The organism is Campylobacter sp. IFREMER_LSEM_CL2151, from assembly GCF_025771725.1.
In the GTDB taxonomy this organism is placed as follows: Bacteria; Campylobacterota; Campylobacteria; order Campylobacterales; family Campylobacteraceae; genus Campylobacter_D; species Campylobacter_D lari_C.
This window is the reverse complement of sequence record NZ_JAKMQT010000004.1, coordinates 136,801-158,107: the sequence shown is the minus strand read 5'-3', so window position 1 is coordinate 158,107 and position 21,307 is coordinate 136,801. Positions and strand designations below refer to the sequence as shown.

21 protein-coding genes and 1 tRNA gene are annotated in these 21,307 nt (G+C 30.0%); 9 read left to right on the top strand and 13 right to left on the bottom strand.

Features of this window, described 5'->3' with window-relative positions; all coding sequences use genetic code 11:
- Nucleotides 1-6: 6 nt before the first annotated feature.
- From L8V82_RS04700 to rpsU, 9 genes are all read right to left on the bottom strand, one after another.
- On the bottom strand, nt 7-426 hold the full coding sequence (locus tag L8V82_RS04700) for a PepSY-like domain-containing protein (protein WP_039619466.1): 420 nt from the start codon (nt 424-426) through the stop codon (nt 7-9).
- Between the two features lie 63 nt (nt 427-489).
- Entirely contained in the window at nt 490-2,202 is a 1,713-nt protein-coding gene (locus tag L8V82_RS04695; RefSeq protein ID WP_263724168.1) for an ATP-binding protein, read from the bottom strand.
- Between the two features lie 8 nt (nt 2,203-2,210).
- Nucleotides 2,211-2,690, bottom strand: a complete 480-nt coding sequence (locus L8V82_RS04690) for a hypothetical protein (RefSeq protein ID WP_263724167.1) — start codon at nt 2,688-2,690, stop codon at nt 2,211-2,213.
- Entirely contained in the window at nt 2,687-3,178 is a 492-nt protein-coding gene (locus L8V82_RS04685) for a YajQ family cyclic di-GMP-binding protein (protein WP_263724166.1), read from the bottom strand. The genes L8V82_RS04690 and L8V82_RS04685 overlap by 4 nt, the downstream gene beginning before the upstream one ends.
- Nucleotides 3,168-4,100: a D-2-hydroxyacid dehydrogenase gene (locus tag L8V82_RS04680; RefSeq protein WP_263724165.1), complete on the bottom strand. Its 933-nt coding sequence runs from the start codon at nt 4,098-4,100 to the stop codon at nt 3,168-3,170. Before L8V82_RS04680 ends, L8V82_RS04685 begins: the two co-directional genes overlap by 11 nt.
- Entirely contained in the window at nt 4,100-5,272 is a 1,173-nt protein-coding gene (locus L8V82_RS04675) for a glutathionylspermidine synthase family protein (RefSeq protein WP_263724164.1), read from the bottom strand. Before L8V82_RS04675 ends, L8V82_RS04680 begins: the two co-directional genes overlap by 1 nt.
- Before the next feature lie 9 nt (nt 5,273-5,281).
- Complete coding sequence (locus tag L8V82_RS04670; protein WP_263724163.1) at nt 5,282-5,899, bottom strand: UPF0323 family lipoprotein; 618 nt, start codon at nt 5,897-5,899, stop codon at nt 5,282-5,284.
- A 75-nt stretch (nt 5,900-5,974) separates the two neighbouring features.
- A complete protein-coding gene (locus tag L8V82_RS04665) occupies nt 5,975-6,580 on the bottom strand; it encodes a LysE family transporter (RefSeq protein WP_263675383.1) in 606 nt (201 codons plus the stop codon).
- A 41-nt stretch (nt 6,581-6,621) separates the two neighbouring features.
- Nucleotides 6,622-6,834 carry a 30S ribosomal protein S21 gene (gene rpsU, locus L8V82_RS04660; RefSeq protein ID WP_002780697.1) on the bottom strand — a complete coding sequence of 71 codons (213 nt, stop codon included), beginning with the start codon at nt 6,832-6,834 and terminating at the stop codon, nt 6,622-6,624.
- 185 nt (nt 6,835-7,019) lie between these two features.
- On the opposite strand from rpsU, the gene ccoG reads away from it, so the two are divergent.
- The 5 genes from ccoG to L8V82_RS04635 all read left to right on the top strand — a co-directional run bounded on the left by ccoG (nt 7,020) and on the right by L8V82_RS04635 (nt 14,758).
- Nucleotides 7,020-8,393, top strand: coding sequence for a cytochrome c oxidase accessory protein CcoG (gene ccoG / locus L8V82_RS04655; RefSeq protein ID WP_263724162.1), 1,374 nt, complete (start codon nt 7,020-7,022; stop codon nt 8,391-8,393).
- A 1-nt stretch (nt 8,394) separates the two neighbouring features.
- Nucleotides 8,395-9,018, top strand: coding sequence for a TetR/AcrR family transcriptional regulator (locus L8V82_RS04650; protein ID WP_263677931.1), 624 nt, complete (start codon nt 8,395-8,397; stop codon nt 9,016-9,018).
- A gap of 85 nt (nt 9,019-9,103) precedes the next feature.
- A complete protein-coding gene (locus L8V82_RS04645) occupies nt 9,104-10,201 on the top strand; it encodes an efflux RND transporter periplasmic adaptor subunit (protein ID WP_263724161.1) in 1,098 nt (365 codons plus the stop codon).
- A complete protein-coding gene (locus L8V82_RS04640; protein WP_263724160.1) occupies nt 10,201-13,323 on the top strand; it encodes an efflux RND transporter permease subunit in 3,123 nt (1,040 codons plus the stop codon). The genes L8V82_RS04645 and L8V82_RS04640 overlap by 1 nt, the downstream gene beginning before the upstream one ends.
- A complete protein-coding gene (locus L8V82_RS04635) occupies nt 13,316-14,758 on the top strand; it encodes an efflux transporter outer membrane subunit (RefSeq protein ID WP_263724159.1) in 1,443 nt (480 codons plus the stop codon). The genes L8V82_RS04640 and L8V82_RS04635 overlap by 8 nt, the downstream gene beginning before the upstream one ends.
- An 18-nt stretch (nt 14,759-14,776) precedes the next feature.
- Here the strand turns inward: L8V82_RS04635 and L8V82_RS04630 are convergent, their stop codons facing one another.
- Nucleotides 14,777-14,968, bottom strand: a complete 192-nt coding sequence (locus L8V82_RS04630) for a mini-MOMP protein (RefSeq protein WP_039627274.1) — start codon at nt 14,966-14,968, stop codon at nt 14,777-14,779.
- 75 nt (nt 14,969-15,043) lie between these two features.
- Between L8V82_RS04630 and L8V82_RS04625 the strand changes: the two genes are divergently transcribed.
- Nucleotides 15,044-16,381, top strand: coding sequence for a coproporphyrinogen III oxidase family protein (locus L8V82_RS04625; RefSeq protein ID WP_263724158.1), 1,338 nt, complete (start codon nt 15,044-15,046; stop codon nt 16,379-16,381).
- Between the two features lie 23 nt (nt 16,382-16,404).
- Here L8V82_RS04625 and hemJ read toward each other — a convergent pair whose 3' ends face one another.
- Genes hemJ through glmM form a run of 3 tightly spaced genes read right to left on the bottom strand, consistent with a single transcriptional unit; the run spans nt 16,405 to nt 18,633 of the window.
- Nucleotides 16,405-16,854 carry a protoporphyrinogen oxidase HemJ gene (hemJ, locus tag L8V82_RS04620; protein ID WP_039627278.1) on the bottom strand — a complete coding sequence of 150 codons (450 nt, stop codon included), beginning with the start codon at nt 16,852-16,854 and terminating at the stop codon, nt 16,405-16,407.
- Nucleotides 16,848-17,303: a signal peptidase II gene (gene lspA, locus L8V82_RS04615; RefSeq protein ID WP_263724157.1), complete on the bottom strand. Its 456-nt coding sequence runs from the start codon at nt 17,301-17,303 to the stop codon at nt 16,848-16,850. The genes hemJ and lspA overlap by 7 nt, the downstream gene beginning before the upstream one ends.
- Nucleotides 17,296-18,633, bottom strand: coding sequence for a phosphoglucosamine mutase (gene glmM / locus L8V82_RS04610; RefSeq protein ID WP_263707232.1), 1,338 nt, complete (start codon nt 18,631-18,633; stop codon nt 17,296-17,298). The genes lspA and glmM overlap by 8 nt, the downstream gene beginning before the upstream one ends.
- Nucleotides 18,634-18,764: 131 nt before the next feature.
- Between glmM and L8V82_RS04605 the strand changes: the two genes are divergently transcribed.
- From L8V82_RS04605 to L8V82_RS04595, 3 genes are all read left to right on the top strand, one after another.
- On the top strand, nt 18,765-19,940 hold the full coding sequence (locus tag L8V82_RS04605) for a YdgA family protein (RefSeq protein WP_263724156.1): 1,176 nt from the start codon (nt 18,765-18,767) through the stop codon (nt 19,938-19,940).
- Complete coding sequence (locus L8V82_RS04600; RefSeq protein ID WP_114640745.1) at nt 19,937-21,127, top strand: replication-associated recombination protein A; 1,191 nt, start codon at nt 19,937-19,939, stop codon at nt 21,125-21,127. Before L8V82_RS04605 ends, L8V82_RS04600 begins: the two co-directional genes overlap by 4 nt.
- Nucleotides 21,128-21,172: 45 nt before the next feature.
- Nucleotides 21,173-21,248: transfer RNA gene (locus tag L8V82_RS04595), tRNA-Val, on the top strand.
- The last annotated feature ends 59 nt before the right edge of the window (nt 21,249-21,307 follow it).

Genomic DNA, 21,307 nt, shown 5'->3' with positions numbered 1-21,307 from the left:
AAGCGATTAATCATCAAATTTTTGACCTAAAATATTACCTTTAAAATCTGTATAAATTTCCATCATATTGTTTGTTCTGAATTTATAACCATTGATTTTTTTATCTACTTCTACAATAGCTGCATTTGGTTGTGCTGCTTGTACTTTAGCAATAACTTCTTTTGGGATAAATCCTGTTGGAATTGCTTTATATTTTCCATCAACTTCTTTCCAGTCTCCATTAATGATAAAATCAATTTCAGTTCCATCAACCAAATTTACTTCATAAGAATCTACATCTTGTTTTACATAACCTACATTTACGCCTTTAAAATGAGTATTTAAAAACTCTTGAGCCTTTTGAGGTAAAGCATTTGGGCTAACAACCATATCTGCAAACATAGAACTTGCACAAACTAAACTAGCTACCATTAATTTCATTTTCATTTTTTCTCCTTTAAATAAAAGTTGAAAGAATGATATTGTTTGCTTGTGAAATTTGTGTGAATTTTAATTTTTAAAGCCAACTATCTTATTTTTATCAAATGAAGATTCTATTTCCTTTTCTATAGTATGTAAAAAATCGCTCATTTTAAAAACACCATCTTTAGAAATAGCCGCTTTTAAAGCTGTGTTTTTAACTACCATTACAATTTGAGCTCCACTTAATTCATGCGAAGCTAAATTTTTTAAATCAAAACTATCATCAAATTTAGCATTTTTAGGCAAGGCTTTTTGCCATATCATTAAGCGTTGTTCATAATTTGGCTTTTTAAATTCAATTTTATACTCAAACCTTCTTGAAAAAGCCACATCTAAACTTTCTAAAAAATTAGTTGTTGCTATGATAACTCCGCTAAAACGCTCAATTTGCTCTAAAAAAATATTTTGCATTTGATTATGCATTTTATCAGCACCAGCGCTACTTTCTACTCTAGTACTTAAAAACTGATCTGCTTCATTTAAAAGCAAAATAGGGCTTTGCTTACTTGTTTGACAAAGCTCTTTATAAGTATCAAAAATCTTTCTTACATTTTGCTCACTCTCGCCCACATATTTACTTAAAATTTTCGAGCAATCAAAACTCAAAATGGATTTTTTCATAGCTTTTGCCATACTTAATGCACTCATAGTCTTACCTGTACCAGCAGGACCATAGAAAATTATCTTAGCTTCTATGTTTTTATTGGTTTTTATACCCCATTTATTTAATCTTTCTAAAACCTTTTTATCTTGTTGTTTTAATATACTTTCTAACAAATCTTTAGTACTTTGGGGCATAATAACATCATCTATATTGATATTTGGCTCGATTAGCTCAAAGATATCTTGTTCTTTAACTAAATTTTGAAGTTTAATTTTTTTATTTTTCTTTGGTTCTTTAAAGTTAATAATTCTTTGTAAAATATCATCACTTAAATAAAAAATCTTAGTTATATCACCCAAAGAATTAACAAATTCATCATATTCTAAAAGATTTGAACTAAGTAGCTTAGAATCTTCTTCTAGCAAAGCTTTATTTTCTTGCTTTTGAGCCTCATTCTCGCTAATTAAATGAAGTAAAAAATTAAAATCTCTACTATAAGAATTTTCAGTATTTAGCAAATACTCTTCTTTTAATAAACTAATAAATATCAAACATTCATTATTATTTAAAGCATATTCTTTAAAAATATCTGCTAAAACATTAGAAATTTTACTTTTCTTTAAACGCTCTTTAATGTATGCTTCAAAGGTGGTTATATCTTTTTTAATATTCTTACTTTGAGAGCTTTTGGCAAAAAAACGCAATCTTTGATAAAGCTCGATTTTAAAAAATTCATCTTTTAAATATGCAATATGATCTTCATAAATTTGATCTTGCATATAATCTTGTATGGTTTTATTTTCTAAAACTTGTAAGAAAACTTCGCTTAAACTTAACTCACATTGTAATAAATTTAAAAGCAAACTTGAGTTTTTACTCGATTTAAAATCAGAAAAAATTTGAACAATAAAACCTTTTTCTATAAGATTTTTAAGATCTTTTAAATGATCTAAATACTCATACTCATCATTTTTAAAAACTTCACTAAGAAGATTATAAGCATTAATACTTGCATTTGCCTGCAAATAATTTTTGCATAAGTGTTTTAAAATTAAAATTTCATCTTCACTGCATTGTAAGTTTTTATAAATATTGCTTTTAAAAGTATCATTAAGAAAAAGTTTTAAATCTTTCATATTTTCCTTTATATTGATTTTATGCTAAATTTGATTTTGGATTTTTTATCATTAAAACTCATATTTTTATCACAAACCTCATAAAAAATATCATAATTTTTACTTATAATCTTTTGGGTAAAACCACAAGAGGTAGCTTGTTTATTTTTTCCATAAAAAATAGGTTTTTTATAGATTAGATCTTGCAAAAAATCATCATAATATTCATTATTAAAAAATCTTTTATTAAAAAAAGTTTTTGCATAACAAACACCATTAACGCAAATTTTATCGCTAATTTTTAATTCAAGCAAGGCTTTAGAAGCACCATAAAGCTCTAAACTTGTAAAATTTTTTCCCTCATATAAAAAGCCATAATCTGCAAATTTAAACTCTGGAGTTTTTAAAATAACATAAGTACTTTGTGCTTGTGTTTTGCTTTTTAAAGCACAAGAGCTTAAAAAAACACACACAAAACACAAAAAAACTATTTGAAGTAAAGTTTTCATTTAAGGTTTTTAAAACTAAGATTAAGTTCTAAATTGAGTTCTTTTACTATTTTTATCACACTTTGCAAGTCATCAATTTGCTTACCAACTACGCGAATTTCATTACCTCTAATGCTTGAAGTTACCTTTAGCTTACTATCTTTTATAGCTTTATTAATCTTCTTAGCACTATCAGCATCAATAGCATCATTAACTTTTAAATTTAGTCTAAAATTTGCTCCACTTTCTCTGCTTAACTCCTTAATACCATTAGGGTTTATCCCTCTTTTAATAAGCTTTGAAATAACAATATCTTTTAACACTTCAAGCTTTACTTCGCTAGAGCAAATAAGTTTATAAACACTTTCTTTTTCATTTAACTCTATTTCACTTTTAATGCCTTTTAAATCATATCTACCATCAAGCTCTTTTTTAGCTTGTTCTAAAGCATTTTTTAACTCTTGCTTATCAATTTCCCCGCTAATATCAAAACTATGTTCACTTGCCATTTTCTATAAACTCCTTAAGATTATTAAATACAATTTGGACTAAATTTTGTATGGATTCTTCACTTGCCCATGCCACATGTGGAGTGATGATTAAATTTTCTTTATTTTTTATACTAAGTAAAGGATGATTTTTAATCATAGGTTCTATTTCAAGCACATCAAGTCCTGCTTTGATATTTTTCTCATTCATAACTTGAGCTAAATCTGCTTCATTAATGATTCCACCACGTCCTACATTAATCAAGATAGCCTCATCTTTTAAAAGCATTAGTTCTTTTTTACTTAATAAATTTTTTGTCTTATCATTTAAAGGCGCATGTATGCTAATTACATCACAAGTTTTTAAAAGCTCTTCAAGGCTTACTTTTTCATACTCATCATTATTATTAATCCCTGAGGTAGAATAATAACAAATTTTAGAACCAAACATTTGAGAAACCTTAGCTACTTCCTTACCTATAGCTCCAAGTCCTATAATACCATGTTTTTTACCGGTTAAAGTATGTAAAGTCTTGCTAAAATCACAAAACATTTTACTCTCACACCATTTGCCATCTTTACTCCATTTATCATAATATGGAATTTGATTTAAAAAAGCAAAAAGCAAAGCAAAGGTATGGCTTAAAACACTTTTTGTAGAATAACTAGCGGCATTTTTTACCACTATACCTTTAGAATTTGCATAAGCTACATCTATATTGTTTACCCCTGTACCAAGTTGTAAAATAAGCTTTAAATTAGTGTTATCTATCACTTCTTTATCAATGATGATTTTATTTATCATCACAACTTGTGCATTAGCTATTCTTGCAATAACCTCATCTTTAGAAGTTAAGTCGTAACTTACAAACTCGCCAAGACTTTCAAAAACCGTTAAATCCGCTCCACCTAAGGTAGCAGCATCTAAGCATACTATTTTCATTAATCTTTTACTATATGTCCTACAAATTTAGAATAATTATCAAGTACCAAACCACCTTTTCTAAAACCTAATCCACAACCCTCATAAGCAAAGAAAACTCCTGCTTGATAATAATCATCTTCATTTTTATTAAACTCAGCAAATTCTTGATATACAAAGCGATTATTTTGATAATCTCCCTTTGTTTCAAAACTTACATCTCCATTAGCTTCTATAATGGAAACATTTGCTCCTTCTCTACCAAAAACAGGCTTTTTAACACATTTTTTACCCACTAAAGGCTCATCACTTGTTTCAAGCAATAAAGGATGATTTGGATAAAGCTCCCATAAAATTTTCATTATACCTTTGCTTTGAAAAAGTAAAGTATAAGCAGGATTTAAAATGATTGCTTTTTGATTTTGCATGATTTGCGTTAAAAGCATAGCAAGCTCACCCTCTTCTATGGCTATGCTTTCCCAAGGAATGAGCTTGAAAAAATACTCAAAATTTACATCATTTTTAAAAATACCTTCGGGCGAAAATTCAACCTCATCAATATAAGAAAACTCACTCTCAAAACCTGCTTCACTAGCAATGTGTGCTAAAAGTTTGGTTGTGATCATATCCTCATCGCTACCTGCGATTGAAGAAAATAATATTTTCCAACCCTCATAATACTTTTCAAACTCGCTTACATCTTCTTCTAAAGTGATAAGTCTTTTAAAATTATCTTTTAAGGCTTCATATATATTATTAAACTGCGAACTTTCATCTAGGTTATTTTGCTTTAAAATAGCCCATTGTAAAATAGCACTTTCAAATAAAGATGTTGGAGTATCAGCATTAAATTCTATTAGCTTTATAGGCTTGCCATCAAGCCCACCTGCTAAGTCAAACCTTCCATATAAATGCCAATGCACATCATTTTCCCAACTCATCTTAATCGCATCAACTAAATTAAAAGGAATTCCAAGCTCATCAAAACGATCATTATCAATCACTTCTTGCGCAGCAGCTACAAACATATCATAAAGTTCATTCACTGCTTCATAATATGCATTTGCTTCATTTTCTCTCACACAAACTAAATTAGAATCTAAATAATCACTTCCATCATTATCTGTATGCCATGAAAAACCTATTTGTTCTAAGTAAGATTTTTCTAAAGGATTTACTTTTAAAAAATTCATTTTACACCCTTAAGATCCAAAAGAGCTAGAAGCACTTGAAGTAGCCTTAGAACCACCACCAAAAAAGCCTGATTTTTTCGCGCTCGAGCTTGAAGTAGCACTTGTGCTTGCTTTATTAAAACTATTTACACTTCTTTGATAAGCGCTTTGGTTTGAAAATGCTCCCCTTTGTTGATTTGCAAAATTTTGGTTATTAAAAAGTTTTGAACCTATCCAGCTACCAAGTATAGCGCCAGCTGCACTTGCAAGCAATGTTTCGCCTAAAGAAAGTCCTCCACTGCTCATTTGAGCGTTATTTGGATTTGTTAAATTTGAAGTACCATTGTCTATTTTAGCAGCTTCTTCTTGGATTAATTTATCCATTTCTTCTTTACTTAAAACTCTTTCTGTACCATCAAGTTGTTTTAAAACTACCCTAGTTTCATCGCTTGGAAATTGATCTTTGATTTTGTATTGATTTGGAGCAGTTTCTTCGATGATAACAAAAGCACCTTGAGTATTTGCTGCTTGACTTAATGCATTATTAGAATCACTTGCATTGCTACTACATGCACTTAAAGCGCCTGCACTTATTGCAGCAATACCACTTATCATACTAAGTTTAAGTATAGTTTTAATGTGTTTCATAATCTTTCCTATAATTTAATAAGTTTAACTTAAATAAGATTTTAACAAAAAAAGTATTAATAAAAATTAATTGCTTTAATTTATCATAGTCATTAAATTACTACTTAAAATAAACACAGCAAAAGCAAAAAATATAAAAGCACTTAAATAATCAATGAGTTTTAAATTCTTTTGATAAATTCTTACCATGAAAGGTTTTGAAAATAATAAAGAAATTAAAGAAAAATAAATTATGGTTTCTAAAATCAAAACAAAAATTAAAACTATCAACATCCACCGCATTTGGGCAAAATCAAAACTTGCAAAAACGCTAGCAAAATAAAAAATAACTTTTGGATTAGATAAATTTGTAATCATCCCACTTAAAAATGCAGATATATGAGTTTTTTGGACTTTTATATTACCTATTTTTGCATTTTTATAAATTCCATAAGCTAAATACAAAAGATAGCAAGCTCCAAAACTTGATAAAGCAATTTGCAAAAATGGAAATTGATGAAAAATCACACTCAAACCAAGTATAGAAAGTATAATCCACACACTCATGGCCAAACTCACACCCAAGCTAGCTTTTAAAGCACTTTTAATACCCTCTCTTAAGGCATAAGAACTTACTAAGAAAAAATCAGGTCCTGGTAAAATAAGTCCAAAAAAATGAATGATTAAAATCCAAAGAAACATAAAAATAATCGAAGAAAAGCCGAAAATTCGGCTTTTTGGTATTAGAGTCTTGACTCGTAGCGTCTAAGCATATAAAGTCTTTTAAGCATTTTTTTGCGAGCTGAAATTTTTTGTTTTTTGCGAATTTCAGTCATAGGCTCAAAAAATCTTCTTGCGCGAACTTCAGTAACAACTAGATTTCTATCTACTTGTTTTTTGAATTTTCTATACGCTTCATCAAAAGACTCATTAGGATGTACCTTAATTCCTGGCACGACCCTCACCACCTTTCTTAAATAAAATTAAAAAAAGGATTATATCACAATTTCACTTGAAAATAAAATTTATTTTTGTAATAATTACATAAATAAAAATTAAACATAAATTCTTAATTAAGACAAAGTTTGGTTTAATTTTTCTAGTACTACAATTAAAAAAACTTTTTTTAAGGAAAATAAAAATGAGTGCTTGTATCACCAACTATACTAAAAAAAGGTATATAGCTTATATCATTTCTATGATTATTTTCATAGCATTACCTTTTGTAAAAATCAATGGAAATCATTTCTTTTTATTAAGTTTTGACCATAAAAAACTTAATTTGTTTTTTATTGCTTTTGACACCCAAGAGCTTTATTTAATGCCTTTTGTTATCATGGGTATGTTTTTAACCATACTTTTTGTTACCACCCTAGCAGGAAGAATTTGGTGTGCATGGAGTTGTCCTCAAACTATTGCTAGAGTTATTTATAGAGATTTATTACAAACAAAAATCTTTAAAATTCACAAAAGCACAGCAAACAAACAAAAACAAGCTGAGGGATTTTTTGTTCAAAAAGCTTTAAGTATTGTGATTTTTTATCTTTTTTCTCTATTAATGATGAGTGCTTTTTTATGGTATTTTGTGCCACCTGAAGATTTTTTTGTATATATTCAAAACCCTGCTGATCATTTATTGCTTTTAGGGATTTTATTTTGTGCCTCTTTGGCCTTTACTTTTGATATAGTGTATTTGGGTGAAAAATTTTGTGTTTATGTATGTCCTTATGCAAGAATTCAATCTGTAATGTTTGATAATAACACCGTTCAAGTTATCTATGATGATAAAAGAGGGGGTGTGATTTATGATGGACATACCAAACTTTATCAAAAACCACCACAAGGTGAATGTATAGGCTGTGAAGCCTGTGTAAAAATTTGTCCTACACATATAGATATACGCCAAGGAATGCAACTTGAGTGTATTAACTGTCTTGAATGTGCTGATGCTTGTTCAAAAATTCAAGCCAAATTTGATCGCCCTAGTTTGATTAACTGGACTAGTGCAAAAGCTATTGAAACAAGAGAAAAAGTAAAATATTTTAGATTTAGAACTATCGGATATTTAGTGGTTTTATGTGGTGTTTTTGCAGCCTTAGTTTTAATGGGAAGTAAAAAAGAAAATATGCTTTTAAATATCAATCGTTCTAGTGAGCTTTACCAAATTAGAAAAACCCATGATGGAGAATTAATCATTAGCAATGCTTATGTATTTTTATTTCAAAACACAGACAATAAAACTCATGAGTATTATTTTGATGTGAAATTACAAGGCATTGAAGATGGTTTAGAAATCATTAGACCAAAAAAACCTTTTAAATTAAAAGCTGGTGAAAAAGATAAACAAATAGTTGTTTTAAAAGCTACTAAAAAACTAGCTGATAATGATAGAAAAGATACCGTAATACCTTTAACTATCAAAGCTTATGCACTTGATGATAAAAACATCATAATCACAAGAGAAAGTAATTTTGTCTATCCTAAAAATTCAATCATAGAACACAAAAAACATTAAAATGGAAAAAAGACTTTCTTTAAAATCTCAAGCAAGGCTTGAAAAAATCAAACAAATTGCTGCGGAGTCGTTTTTAGAAAACGGCTACGAAGCAACTAATCTTAAAGATATTATCAAGCAAGCTGGTGGTTCATTTTCTTGTGTGTATGAGCATTTTAAAAGTAAAGAAGGTTTATTTGAAGCAGTTTTAAATGATTTTGCAGAAAATCATTTTCTAGCTATTTTAAATAAAAATATGCGACTTTCACCCAATGCTAATTTAGAAGAATTTCTACATCAATTTGCAAAAGCTTATTTGGGAATTTTTAATGACGCTAAAACCATAGCCATAGTAAGACTTATCTATTCAGAAATTTATAATGAAAAATTTGACTTTGGCAAATGGTTTAAAGGAGATAATAGAAAAGAGGTAGAATATGTACTTCAAAAAAGATTTGAAGAAGAAAATGAAAATTTAGCCAAAAATGCTGAATTTTTAAGCTATACATTTTGCGCTATGCTTAGAGGAACCTTTTTTATACAAAGCACTTTTGAAAATAAGGTTTCGATGAGTAAAAAAGAACAGCAAAATCACGCAAAAAAAATCGTAAAGCTCTTCACTCAAGGACTTGTTAATTTTAATTAACTAAAGATTGATAAAATAGTAATCATACATTTTGTAATATAAATTACTTTTTTGTTTAGCTAAATAAATAATTTTAAGGAAACCAATGAAAACAAAACTTTTAACCCTAGCTTGTGCTTCACTTATATTTGTGGCATGCTCAGATGATAAAAACGCACAAGTTAAGCAACTCCCTCCTCAACCTGTTAGCATTATGACTATGCAAAGTGCTAATTTACCTTTAGAATTTACTTATCCTGCAAGATTAAGCACTGAATTAGATGTGATAATCAAACCTAAAGTAAGTGGCGAAATCAAAGCAAAATATTTCAAAAGCGGTCAAGCTGTTAAAAAAGGCGATAAACTTTTTCTTATAGAGCCTGATAAATACCAAGCAAGTGTAAATATGGCTTATGGAGAAGCTTTGGTAGCAAGAGCTAGTTTTGATGATGCTGAAAAAAATTTCAAAAGAGATCAAATTCTAATAGAAAAAAATGCTATTTCACAAAAAGAATTTGATGCAAGCTTGGCTAAATTTAATTCTACTAAAGCTAATTTAGAAAGCGCTAGAGCAAAGCTTGCTAATGCAAGATTAGATTTAAAATATACCGTAGTAAGCGCTCCATTTGATGGGGTTTTGGGAGATGCGCTAATGGATGTGGGCGATTATGTAAATGCTTCATCAACTGAGCTTGTGCGTATTACAAACATTAACCCTATCTTTGCAGACTTTTATATTTCTGATGTAGATAAAATCAATATGAATAAAAATATTCAAAGCGGTAACTGGCAATTAGAAAATATCCAAGTGCAAGCTAATGTTGGCGGAGAGCTTTTTAATGGAAAATTATATTTTATAGATAGTGTTATAGACACCCATAGTGGTGGAGTAAAAGCAAAGGCTATTTTTGACAATAACAACTCAAGTTTAATGCCTGGTTCTTTTGCAAATGTTCATGTTGAAGGCTTTGTTCAAAAAGATGGTTTTGAAATTCCTCAAGTTGCACTTTTACAAGATGATAGTGCTACTTATGTTTATACTCTAGTAGATGGAAAAGTAGTTAAAACTATTGTTAATGTTATTTATCAAACTTCTGATAAAGCAATCATTGATAAGGGCTTAAAAAATGGCGATAAAGTGATTTTAAATAACTTCAAAAAAATCCGTCCTGGTGCAAGTGTTAGCGTAATGGAGAATAAATAATGTTTTCTAAATTTTTTATAGAAAGACCTGTATTTGCTTCTGTTGTAGCTATTATCATTTCTTTAGCAGGGATTATAGGCCTTTATTCTTTGCCTGTAGAACAATACCCTTCTCTAACTCCACCTGTTGTAAAAGTAAGTGCAAATTACTCAGGTGCTGATGCTCAAACGGTGGCTCAAACGGTGGCTATTCCTCTTGAAGATGCAATCAATGGGGTTGAAAATATGATTTATATGGATTCAACCTCAAGTTCTTCAGGTGATATGAGTTTAAGTGTGTATTTTAACATAGGTACAGATCCTGACCAAGCAACAGTTGATGTTAATAATAGAATTTCAGCTGCTATGGCAAGACTTCCTGAAGATGTTAAAAAAACCGGTGTTAGTGTAAGAAAAACCGGCTCAAGTATTTTAGAAGTTGCTACTTTATATTCCCCTGATGGTTCTATGGATTCACTTGAAGTGTATAATTATGCTGCATTAAATATCTTAGATGATCTTGCTAGGGTTCCTGGTGTAGGTAATGCTGTAGCTATTGGCTCAAGAAATTATTCTATGAGAATTTGGCTTAATCCTGATTTATTAAACAAATACCAAGTTACTGCAACGGATGTTATTGCTGCAGTTAGCGAGCAAAATGCTCAATATGCTACTGGTAAGATAGGTCAAGAGCCTGTGGTAGAAAGATCTCCTTATGTGTATTCAGTAACTATGCAAGGAAGATTAAAAAACACTAAAGAATTTGAAAACATCATCATAAAAGCAAATAGTGATGGTTCTTTTTTAAGACTTAAAGATGTAGCTGAAGTTTCTTTAGGTTCAAGAGAATATACCTTTAAAGGTAGATTAAACGGAAATGACGCTACTCCTATTTTGATTTTCTTACAAACTGGAGCAAATGCAGTAAGTACAGCTGAATTAGTGCAGAAAAAATTTGAAGAATTAGCAAAAAGTTTTCCTGAGGGTTTAACTTATAAAGTGCCTTATGATACAACCGTATTTATTAAAGCTTCTATTAAAGAAGTAGTAAAAACTTTCTTTGAAGCACTTATTTTGGTTGTGATTGTAATGTATTTATTCTTAAAAAATTTCCGCTCAACCATTATACCTATGATTGCTGTGCCTGTTTCTATTTTAGGAACTTTTGCAGGATTATATGTCTTAGGCTTTAGTATTAACTTACTTACACTTTTTGCCTTAGTACTTGCCATTGGTATTGTTGTTGATGATGCAATTATCGTGGTTGAAAATATTGACAGAATCATGCATGAAGATCCAAATATAAGCATAAAAGAAGCAGCTATTAAAGCTATGGATGAAGTTGCTGCGCCTGTTGTATCTATCGTTCTTGTGCTTTGTGCGGTGTTTATACCTGTTTCATTTATATCCGGTTTTGTGGGAGAAATTCAAAAACAATTTGCTATAACCCTTGCAATTTCAGTTGCAATCTCAGGTTTTGTAGCCTTAACACTAACCCCATCTTTATGTGCGATCTTTTTAAGAAGAAATGAGGGTGAGCCATTTTATTTAGTTAAAAAATTTAATGATATTTTTGATTGGTCTACTGAAGTTTTTGGAGCCGGTGTAGCTTATATACTTAAAAGAACCGTGCGATTTGTATTGATTTTTATAATCTTTTTAGGTGGTTTATATGGACTTTTCAAACTTGTACCTAATTCACTCGTTCCACCTGAAGATCAAGGAAACTTCTTAACTATTGTTAACTTACCTGCAGCATCTTCGCTTAATAGAACTACTCAATCCATGGATGCCATGGCAGATGAAATTCGTAAAAATGAAAATGTAACAAATGTAGTAGGACTTATAGGTTATGATCTTTTCACAGGCTCTTTAAAAGAAAACGCCGGTGCAATGTTTGTAAATTTGAAAAATTGGAATGATAGAGATACTAGTAGTTTTGATTTAACTAGTATGTATAATAAACAATATTTCTTAAATCCAAATTTCCAAACTTTCTTTGTTAATCCACCACCAATACAAGGTTTAAGCTTAACCGGTGGTTTTGAAATGTATGCACAAAATCGTGGTGGTAAAAGTTATGATGAAATTCAAGTTGATGTAAATAGATTAGTTGAAGCAGCAAACAAACGTCCTGAACTTAGCAATGTAAGAACAACGCTTGATACTAATTTCCCACAATTAAAATTAGAAATTGATCGTGATAAGGTAAAACTTTATGGTTTAAATTTAGCAGATGTATTTAGCACATTAAATGCTACCATAGGAACTTATTATGTGAATGATTTTTCTATGCTTGGAAAAAATTATCGTGTAAATATTAGCGCCATTGGAGATTTTAGAAATACTCAAAATGCCTTAAAAAACATCTTTGTTAGAGCAAAAGATGGTTCTATGATAGCCCTAGATAGTGTTTTAACACTTCATAGAGGGGTTGGGCCTGATGATGTAAAACGCTTTAATATGTTCCCATCAGCACTAGTGCAAGGCGATCCTGCTCCGGGTTATACTTCAGGACAAGCAATTGATGCTATTGCTCAAGTTGCTAAAGAAACTTTGGGAGAGGATTATTCTATTGCTTGGTCAGGCTCAGCTTATCAAGAAGTTACAAGTAGTGGTGCAGGTCAAGTAGCTTTTGTACTAGGGCTTTTATTTGTATTTTTAATTCTAGCAGCTCAGTATGAAAGATGGCTTATGCCTTTAGCAGTAATCACTGCTGTGCCTTTTGCGGTGTTTGGTTCTTTACTTCTTGTATGGCTTAGAGGCTTAGAAAATGATATATATTTTCAAACAGGGCTTTTACTTTTAATAGGTCTTTCAGCTAAAAATGCCATTTTGATTGTTGAGTTTGCCATGGAAGAACACCTTAAAAAAGGAAAAAGTATTTTTGAAGCTTCTATTAGTGCAGCAAAATTAAGATTTAGACCTATTGTAATGACTTCATTAGCATTTATTTGTGGTATTTTACCTTTATATTTTGCTTATGGAGCAGGAAGCGCAAGTCGTCATGCAATAGGTACAGGTGTCATAGGGGGTATGATAGCAGCTTCTACTATAGCCATTTTCTTTGTACCTTTATTTTTCTATTTACTAGAAAGTTTTAATAAATGGCTTGATAAAAAAAGAGGTAAAATCAATGCGTAAGTTAATAATTTTTGCAAGTTGTTTTTTAATAACAGCTTGCAGTTTAAAACCAAATTTAGAAATCAAAGATGTAAATTACACTAAAAGTTTAGATCAAAACATTAGCATTAATAAACAATGGTGGAAAGCTTTTGATGATAATTATTTAAACACCTTAGTCGATCAAGCTTTAAAAAACAATAACGACTTGCAAATTGCATATATGAATTTACAAAAAGCTTATGAAACTTTAGGTATAGCAAGAAGCGATTTGCTTCCTAAGCTTGATGGAAGCGCTAGCGGAGCAAGAGGAAAAACTAGCATTAATGCTCCAAGCAATAAAAGCAATGAATTTGCTTATGGTAATGATTTTAACATGGGTTTAAATTTAAGCTATGAAGTAGATTTATGGGGCAAATACAGAGATACTTATAGCGCTTCAAAAGCAAAATTACAAGCTAGTGAGTTTGACTATGAAAGTGCGAGATTAAGCTTAATCTCTAATGTAGTAAAAACTTATTTTAACCTAGCAAGCCTAAGCGAGCAAGTAAAAATTTTAGAAGAAACAACCCAAAGTTATCAAAAAACTTATGAGTTAAAATTAGAGCATTTTAAACTCGGAGTAATTAGTGAGTATGAGCTTAATAAATTTAAAGCTGAGCTTGAAAATTCAAGAGTTTTACTCACAAATGCTAAAATTCAAAAAGAAGCTAATACCAAAGCTTTAAAAATCTTAACTTCAAATGATATTGATGATATACTTTATAATAGCATAGAGTATAAAAAAATAGGACAATACGAACTTAGCATACCTGAGGGCATTGGCAGTGAAATTTTACTTCAAAGACCTGATGTACAAGCTAGTTTAAAAACTTTAGAAGAAAAAAACTATCTTGTTGGAGTAGCTAGAACTGCATTTTTACCAAACCTTTCTTTAACAGGACTTTTGGGCTTTCAAAGTAATGATTTAGATCTTTTAGTCAAACATGGAAGCAATACTTGGAATGTAGCTGGAAATTTTGCAATGCCGATTTTTCATTGGGGTGAGATTATGAATAATGTTAATATCGCAAAACTTACCAAAGATGAAGCGTTTTTACAATATGAAAATACCTTAAAAACAGCCTTTGGAGAAATAAGACTTGCTTTATTTAACCGCCAAAGCTATTATGAAAATGAGCAAAATTATAAAAATTTATTTCTAGCTCAAAGTAAAATTTATGAAATTTCTACTTTAAGATATGAAAATGGTGTGATTAACTTGGCTGATTTTTTACAAGATCAAAGAAATTATTTAAATGCTAAACTTTCTTATACTAACTCATCTTATGAGCTTGCAAATTCCATTGTAGATGTTATGAAAGCTTTTGGTGGAGGATTTAACGCTAAAGAAGAATCAAAAGAAAACATCAAAGCTATGGAAGAAAACTTAAAGGAAAACTTTTATAACAACTAAGTCTTTAAGGCTTAGTTGTTAATGCATTTGAATTTGAATTCTTTGATTAAAATTATTATTTCCTCTATCTTTTGGGCTATTATGCTCAAAGCGATAACGCATACTACCTGAAACATTAACATCTTGGAAAATTTCATCTAAAGGCGCAGAATTTGACACGCTTATAAGCCCTAATAAAAATACAAAAAATGCTATAAAAATCTTTTTCATTATAAAGCCTTTGTAAAAATATGATACAATTATAGTCTTTTTAAATAACTACAAAATGAAATTTTTAGGAAAAATATGAATTTTTTACAAAACTTAGCTCTTTCTTACTCACACAAGGCTATGCAAAAATCTTTAGAGAATGGTTTTAATGTTAAACTTTTAAAAGAAGGACAAGAAAAAAAAGTTAATCCAAAAAAATCTTATATGCTTTATGCTCACATACCATTTTGCCATACTTTTTGCCCATATTGTAGTTTTCATAAGTATTATTACAATGAAGATTTAGCAAAAAGATATTTTGAAAGTTTAAGAGAAGAAATCAAACAAATCAAAGACAAAGGATTTAATTTTACCTCTATGTATGTGGGTGGTGGTACTACTTTAATCAACGAAGAAGAGCTTGCTAAAACTTTAGAACTTTGCAAAAAATTATTTAATATCAAAGAAATTTCTTGCGAGAGCGATCCAAACCATATTGACCCAAAAAAATTAGAAATGTTTAAAGGGCTAATAGATCGCTTAAGCTGTGGTATACAAAGTTTTGATGATGATACCTTAAAAAAAGTAGCAAGATATCATAAATTTGGCTCTAGTAAAGAACTTCAGGAAAAACTCTCTAAAGCCATAGGTGTGCTTCCTATTATGAGTCTTGATTTGATTTTTAATTTTCCTTCTCAAACTAAAGAACAATTACTCAATGATTTAGAAATAGCCAAAAGTTTAAAACCTCAACAAATCACAACTTATCCTTTGATGAAATCAAACCTCACAAAAGATAATATCGCAAAAACTTTAGGAGTAAGTTTTAAAGATAATGAATTTGAGTTTTATAAAATCATTGTAGATTTTTTCAAAGATTATGAAAGAAATAACGCATGGTCATTTTCTTTAGAAAAAAGTAGCTTTAATGATGAGTATGTAAGTAGCCATCATGAGTATTTAGGCGTGGGAAGTGGGGCTTTTAGCTTTTTAGATGGAGAACTTTTAATCAATGCTTTTAATTTAAATGATTATTCTAAACTCATCAAAGAAAAACAAAATGCAAATATTGCTAAAGCTAATTTTGGTAAAAAAGAAATCATCAAATATGTCTTTTTAACCGAAATGTTTACCGGTAAAATCGAAATTGATAAATTTAACAAAACTTTAGATTGTAATTTAGAAAAAGATCTTTTCATCGAACTTTTAGGCCTTAAACTAAGTAAAGCTATAAAAAAAGAAAACAATACTTTATATACAAGTGAATTTGGACGTTATTTGTTTATGGTCTTGATGAAAGACTTTTACACAGGTATGGATTTAGTACGTGCTGTATTTAGAGATGATAAACGCTTACAAGATAAAGAACGCATTAATATCATGCAAGAAAATGTTGATCCACTTGATTTTAAAAGTATGGAGTTTAAAGGATAAAAAGCCTTAAAAAAGGCTTTTTATTAAAACGGTCTTACCACCATCATAATAGCGATGATTATAAATAATATCGTTGGAATTTCATTATAAGCTCTAAAGAATTTTCCACTTTTTTGGCAAGTATCATTTTGAAGTTGTCTATAATAATAATAATTTTGCAAATGATAAATGATCAAAAGTAAAGCACAGGTTAATTTAGCATGCATATATCCACCTACCATTAACACATCTTTATTAGCCATCATCATTAAGCTTCCAGTGATTGCAGTAGCTATCATAGCAGGAGTTTGGATATAAAAATACAATTTTCTTTCTTGAATTTTCACCACTTCCACAAAGCCTTTATTGTCTTTATGCTCTGTGTGATAGACAAAAAGTCTTGGTAAATAAAACATTCCAGCCATCCATGAAACAAAAGCCAAATAATGCACCATTTTAATCCATAAATACCATTCATTCAAAAAATCTAACATTTTTCTCCTTTTTTATTAAAAATTTCTTTTATTAAAATCAAAGCTACGCTAATGTTAATCATCACATCAGCAAAATTAAACACAGCAAATTCAAACCACTTGTGCCAAAATACAAAATCCACCACGCCTATATGCACAAAACGATCAAGTAAATTTGAACAGCCAGCAGATAGCATAATGGCAAAAGCGATCAAATGGGTTTTAAAAAACTCTTTTTGATAAAGTAAATACCCAAACAAAGCCAAAATAAAAACAAGCTGTATGTATTTTAAATACTCTCCTAAAAAGGCAAACATCGAAAAAGCCACACCGGTATTATAGGTTAAAACTAAATCAAAAAATTCACCCTTATACTCAAGCCCCTGCAAAAATAAATACTTACTTGCTTGATCTAGTATAAAAATCAAAGCAAAAACAAGCCAAAATTTTAAAGGCAGGATTTTAAGCATTCAACGCTTTCATAAAAAAGCTTTCAACAGCTTTCATTTCTTTTTCTAAAAGCTTAATGTCTTTTGCTTCAAGCAATAAGCGTATTAAATTTTCTGTACCTGAATACCTAAACAAACTAGCAATTCCTTTTTTTTCTAAATCTTTTTTCAATTCATCTAAACCTGCAAGCTTGCTTAAGTCTTTTTTCTCTGAAATTTTAAGATTATGTAAAAGTTGTGGATAAGGCTTAACTTGATTTAAAATTTCACTTGCACTTTTTGCTTCACTAAGCATTAAAGCACTAAATTGTAAAGCAGCTACCAAACCATCTCCAGTTTTTGCATAGTCACTAAAGATAATATGCCCACTTTGCTCTCCACCAAAATTTCCACCGCATTCTTTGAGTTTTTCAAGTACATATTTATCGCCTACATTGCAAGTTTCATGTATGATTTTATGTTTAGTTAAAAACTCTTTTAAAGCACCATTGCTCATTATAGTGCTAACTACGCTTGATTTTAACTTGCCTTGTTTTTTCAAAAATAAAGCTAAAACACCCAAAAGACTATCTCCATGAGCTACTTCGCCTTTTTCATCCACAACAACCAAACGATCCGCATCTCCATCAAAAGCAAAACCCACATCTGCCCTAAATTTCTTTACCTCCAAAGCTAAATTTAAAGGATGTAAAGCCCCGCAATTTTCATTGATATTTAAACCATTTGGCTTATCGTTGATCACAATCACATCTGCACCAAGTTCTTTAAAAACCGTAGGTGCTACCTTATAAGAAGCCCCATGAGCCACATCTAAAACAACGCGTAAAGATTTTAAAGTCAGCTCTTTAGGAAAAGAATTTTTTATAGAAACAATATATCTTCCTATTACATCATCAATTCTTTTTGCTTGGCCAATTTGTGATTTTGTTGTTCTTGCTTCTTCTATGAGTTTATCATTAAAATAAATTTCTTCTATTTTTGCTTCTGCTTGCTCATCAAGTTTATTTCCGTGTGCATCAAAAAATTTAATGCCATTATCATAGTAAGGATTGTGTGAAGCTGATATCATAATCCCTGCATCACAACGCATATCTTCAGTTAAAAACGCAATAGCAGGTGTTGGCATAGGACCTATTTCTATAACATTATATCCTATAGAAGTAAGCCCTGAAACGATAGCATTTTCTATCATATAACCGCTTCTTCTTGTATCTTTTCCTACTAAGATATTATTTGTAAGGGCTTTGTCTTTAAAATAAATTCCAGCTGCCATAGCCAAACGCATAGCTAAAAACGAATCCAAAAACTCCCCCGCTTTACCGCGTACTCCATCTGTTCCAAAAAGTTTCATTTTTTTACCTTTGATTTTAAATAGTGCAATTATAAGAAAAAAAGTTAAGTAATGTATAAATGTGAGAATTTTATAAACATTAGTTAGTAATAAAAATATATAATTTTTAAAATTTCACTTAAGGAAAATGAATGAAAAAAATCATCGCAGGGGTTGTAGTAGTAGTTTTACTAGCTATAGGGTTTTTTGCCTCAGCTTCTTACATTAACTCAATCAATGGAAAAATATTTGCTCAAATGAGCCAAGATACAGCATATTATAGTGTTGAAGATGCTAACTACACCAAAGGACTTTTAAATTCCAAAGGAAGTTTTATAGCTACACTGAATGACTTGCCTTATAGTTTTAAAGTGAATGTGGATTTTTCTAATAATTTTTTTGCAAGTAACAATGCTATCGTTTCTATTTTAAATGAAAATGAAGACTTAAAAGGCATTTTCCCAAATGAAGAAATCTTTAAAATCTTAGTTAGTGCAAAAGGTGGAGACATTAACATCAATGCAAAAATAAATGATATTAATTTTACGCGCAATGATACAAATTTAGTTTTAAATAACACATCTTTTAAGATTACAGGTTCTGAGGAATTTGTAAAAAATATGGAACTTAATCTAGGTTATGTTTTGTTAGAACAACTATCTCATGAAGAAAAATTAGAAGCAAAAAATATCAAAATTTCTGAATTTCCTATACAAAAATTAAGTTTTAGTGATATTTTTAGCCCTAGTAGAAATAGTGAGCAAAATATAAGCATTGATAGTGCTAATTTTATAAGTTCCATTGCTTTTGACTTTGATAAATTAAAAATTTTTGCAAAAACAGCTCAAAATGCTCAAAATGATTATGATAGTGTTTTAAAACTAGATTTAGCTAAATTTAACCTTGCAAATGAAAACTTTATGCTAAATAACATTAACTTAGATATGAATTTTAATAATCTTTCTAAAAAAGCTTATGATAGTTTAGTGCAAAACTCAAACACTGATATTTTCTCTATGATGCTTTTAGCAAGTCAGTTTTTAAAAGCAAACCCGCAAATCATCTTAAATAACCTAAGCTTTGAAAAAGAAGGTAAAAAATTTGACGCAAATGGGCAAACTATTTTCACTGAAAATAATATAAAATCACAATTTCACGCAAACACTGAAATTCTTCCTAGTCAAATTTGGCCTGATTTTGCAAATTTTGATACTTATTTTGTAGATAATAATGGCTCTTATGTACTTGATTTTATCTATGATGATTCTAATAAAAGTGATGTTACAACTATCATTAATGGTGAAAGACTTACCATAAATCCACAATGACAAATTTAAGCTTAACTTTTCGTCCTAAAACTTTAGATGAGGTTTTAGGACAAGAAAATTTAGTAGAAATTTTTAAAAAATTCATACAAGTTTCAAAACTCCCTCATAGTGTATTTTTTGGGCCAGCAGGTTGTGGAAAAACTTCTTTTGCAAGGGCTATAGCGTATGAGTATAAACTAGACTTTTATGAGTTTGATGGAGGAAATTTTAAGCTTGAAGAACTTAGAAAAATACTAAGTAATTATGAAAATTCTTTATATAAACCTTTGATATTTATCGATGAGGTACATAGGCTTTCAAAAACTCAACAAGAAATGCTTTTAATCCCTTTGGAAAATCAAAAATGCCTTTTCATAGGTGCAAGCACTGAAAACCCTTATTTTACTTTAACTTCAGGTATAAGAAGTAGAAGCATGCTTTTTGAATTTAAAGGTTTAGAGTATAAAGACTTAGAAAAACTTGCCACAAAGGTACAAGAAAAACTCCAATGTAAAATCGATGATGATGCCAAAGACTTTTTAATCACTTCTAGTGCAAATGATGCAAGAAGCTTTTTAAATTTATGTGAGTTTGCTTTGGCTTTAGATAGCACTCATATCACGCTTGAAACTTTAAAAAAATTAAGAGCAAATGTTTTAAGCGATGGTACTTCAAGTAAAGACACACACTATAAACTAGCTAGTTCTATGATAAAAAGCTTAAGGGGAAGTGATGTAGATGCGAGCTTGTATTATCTTGCAAGGTTGATTGATGGGGGTGAAAGTGCAGATTTCATCGCTAGAAGATTAGTGATATTTGCAAGTGAAGATATCTCAAATGCAAACCCACAAGCACTTAATCTAGCCACAAGCACACTCATAGCAGTAAAAAACATAGGCTATCCTGAAGCTAGAATCATCTTAGCTCAATGTGTGGTATTTTTAGCAAGTTCGCCCAAGTCAAACTCAAGCTATCTTGCTATAAATGAAGCGCTAAATTATGTGCAAAACAACCCCGCATTAAAAATACTCCCTTATCTTGATAATAACAACCCTCAAAGAAAAAACTACCTTTACCCGCATGATTTTGGTGGTTGGGTTAAGCAAAGATATCTAGAAAAAGATTTGAAATTTTATCATAGCAAAGGCATAGGCTTTGAAGCACAGCTAGACTTATGGCTAAATGATATGAAAAAAGTTAAAAAGTGATTTTAAGCACAATGTAAAAATATTTTTATATAATTTTCATTTTTTGGTTCCGTAGCTCAGTTGGTAGAGCACCACCTTGACATGGTGGTGGTCGTTGGTTCAAGTCCAATCGGAGCCACCATTTTTTATTTCTTTCGATTTCTTTAATTTCCAAAAAATGCTTTCAAAATGCTATATATA

What these genes read in the sequence shown, in the direction of transcription:
- L8V82_RS04665 (WP_263675383.1), bottom strand. Translation starts at nt 6,580, where the DNA reads ATGTTTCTTTGGATTTTAATCATTCATTTTTTTGGACTTATTTTACCA.
- L8V82_RS04670 (WP_263724163.1), bottom strand. Translation starts at nt 5,899, where the DNA reads ATGAAACACATTAAAACTATACTTAAACTTAGTATGATAAGTGGTATT.
- L8V82_RS04690 (WP_263724167.1), bottom strand. Translation starts at nt 2,690, where the DNA reads ATGAAAACTTTACTTCAAATAGTTTTTTTGTGTTTTGTGTGTGTTTTT.
- glmM (WP_263707232.1), bottom strand. Translation starts at nt 18,633, where the DNA reads ATGAAACTTTTTGGAACAGATGGAGTACGCGGTAAAGCGGGGGAGTTT.
- L8V82_RS04635 (WP_263724159.1), top strand. Translation starts at nt 13,316, where the DNA reads ATGCGTAAGTTAATAATTTTTGCAAGTTGTTTTTTAATAACAGCTTGC.
- L8V82_RS04630 (WP_039627274.1), bottom strand. Translation starts at nt 14,968, where the DNA reads ATGAAAAAGATTTTTATAGCATTTTTTGTATTTTTATTAGGGCTTATA.
- L8V82_RS04675 (WP_263724164.1), bottom strand. Translation starts at nt 5,272, where the DNA reads ATGAATTTTTTAAAAGTAAATCCTTTAGAAAAATCTTACTTAGAACAA.
- L8V82_RS04605 (WP_263724156.1), top strand. Translation starts at nt 18,765, where the DNA reads ATGAAAAAAATCATCGCAGGGGTTGTAGTAGTAGTTTTACTAGCTATA.
- L8V82_RS04680 (WP_263724165.1), bottom strand. Translation starts at nt 4,100, where the DNA reads ATGAAAATAGTATGCTTAGATGCTGCTACCTTAGGTGGAGCGGATTTA.
- L8V82_RS04640 (WP_263724160.1), top strand. Translation starts at nt 10,201, where the DNA reads ATGTTTTCTAAATTTTTTATAGAAAGACCTGTATTTGCTTCTGTTGTA.
- L8V82_RS04695 (WP_263724168.1), bottom strand. Translation starts at nt 2,202, where the DNA reads ATGAAAGATTTAAAACTTTTTCTTAATGATACTTTTAAAAGCAATATT.
- L8V82_RS04645 (WP_263724161.1), top strand. Translation starts at nt 9,104, where the DNA reads ATGAAAACAAAACTTTTAACCCTAGCTTGTGCTTCACTTATATTTGTG.
- hemJ (WP_039627278.1), bottom strand. Translation starts at nt 16,854, where the DNA reads ATGTTAGATTTTTTGAATGAATGGTATTTATGGATTAAAATGGTGCAT.
- L8V82_RS04685 (WP_263724166.1), bottom strand. Translation starts at nt 3,178, where the DNA reads ATGGCAAGTGAACATAGTTTTGATATTAGCGGGGAAATTGATAAGCAA.
- L8V82_RS04650 (WP_263677931.1), top strand. Translation starts at nt 8,395, where the DNA reads ATGGAAAAAAGACTTTCTTTAAAATCTCAAGCAAGGCTTGAAAAAATC.
- L8V82_RS04625 (WP_263724158.1), top strand. Translation starts at nt 15,044, where the DNA reads ATGAATTTTTTACAAAACTTAGCTCTTTCTTACTCACACAAGGCTATG.
- L8V82_RS04700 (WP_039619466.1), bottom strand. Translation starts at nt 426, where the DNA reads ATGAAAATGAAATTAATGGTAGCTAGTTTAGTTTGTGCAAGTTCTATG.
- lspA (WP_263724157.1), bottom strand. Translation starts at nt 17,303, where the DNA reads ATGCTTAAAATCCTGCCTTTAAAATTTTGGCTTGTTTTTGCTTTGATT.
- L8V82_RS04600 (WP_114640745.1), top strand. Translation starts at nt 19,937, where the DNA reads ATGACAAATTTAAGCTTAACTTTTCGTCCTAAAACTTTAGATGAGGTT.
- ccoG (WP_263724162.1), top strand. Translation starts at nt 7,020, where the DNA reads ATGAGTGCTTGTATCACCAACTATACTAAAAAAAGGTATATAGCTTAT.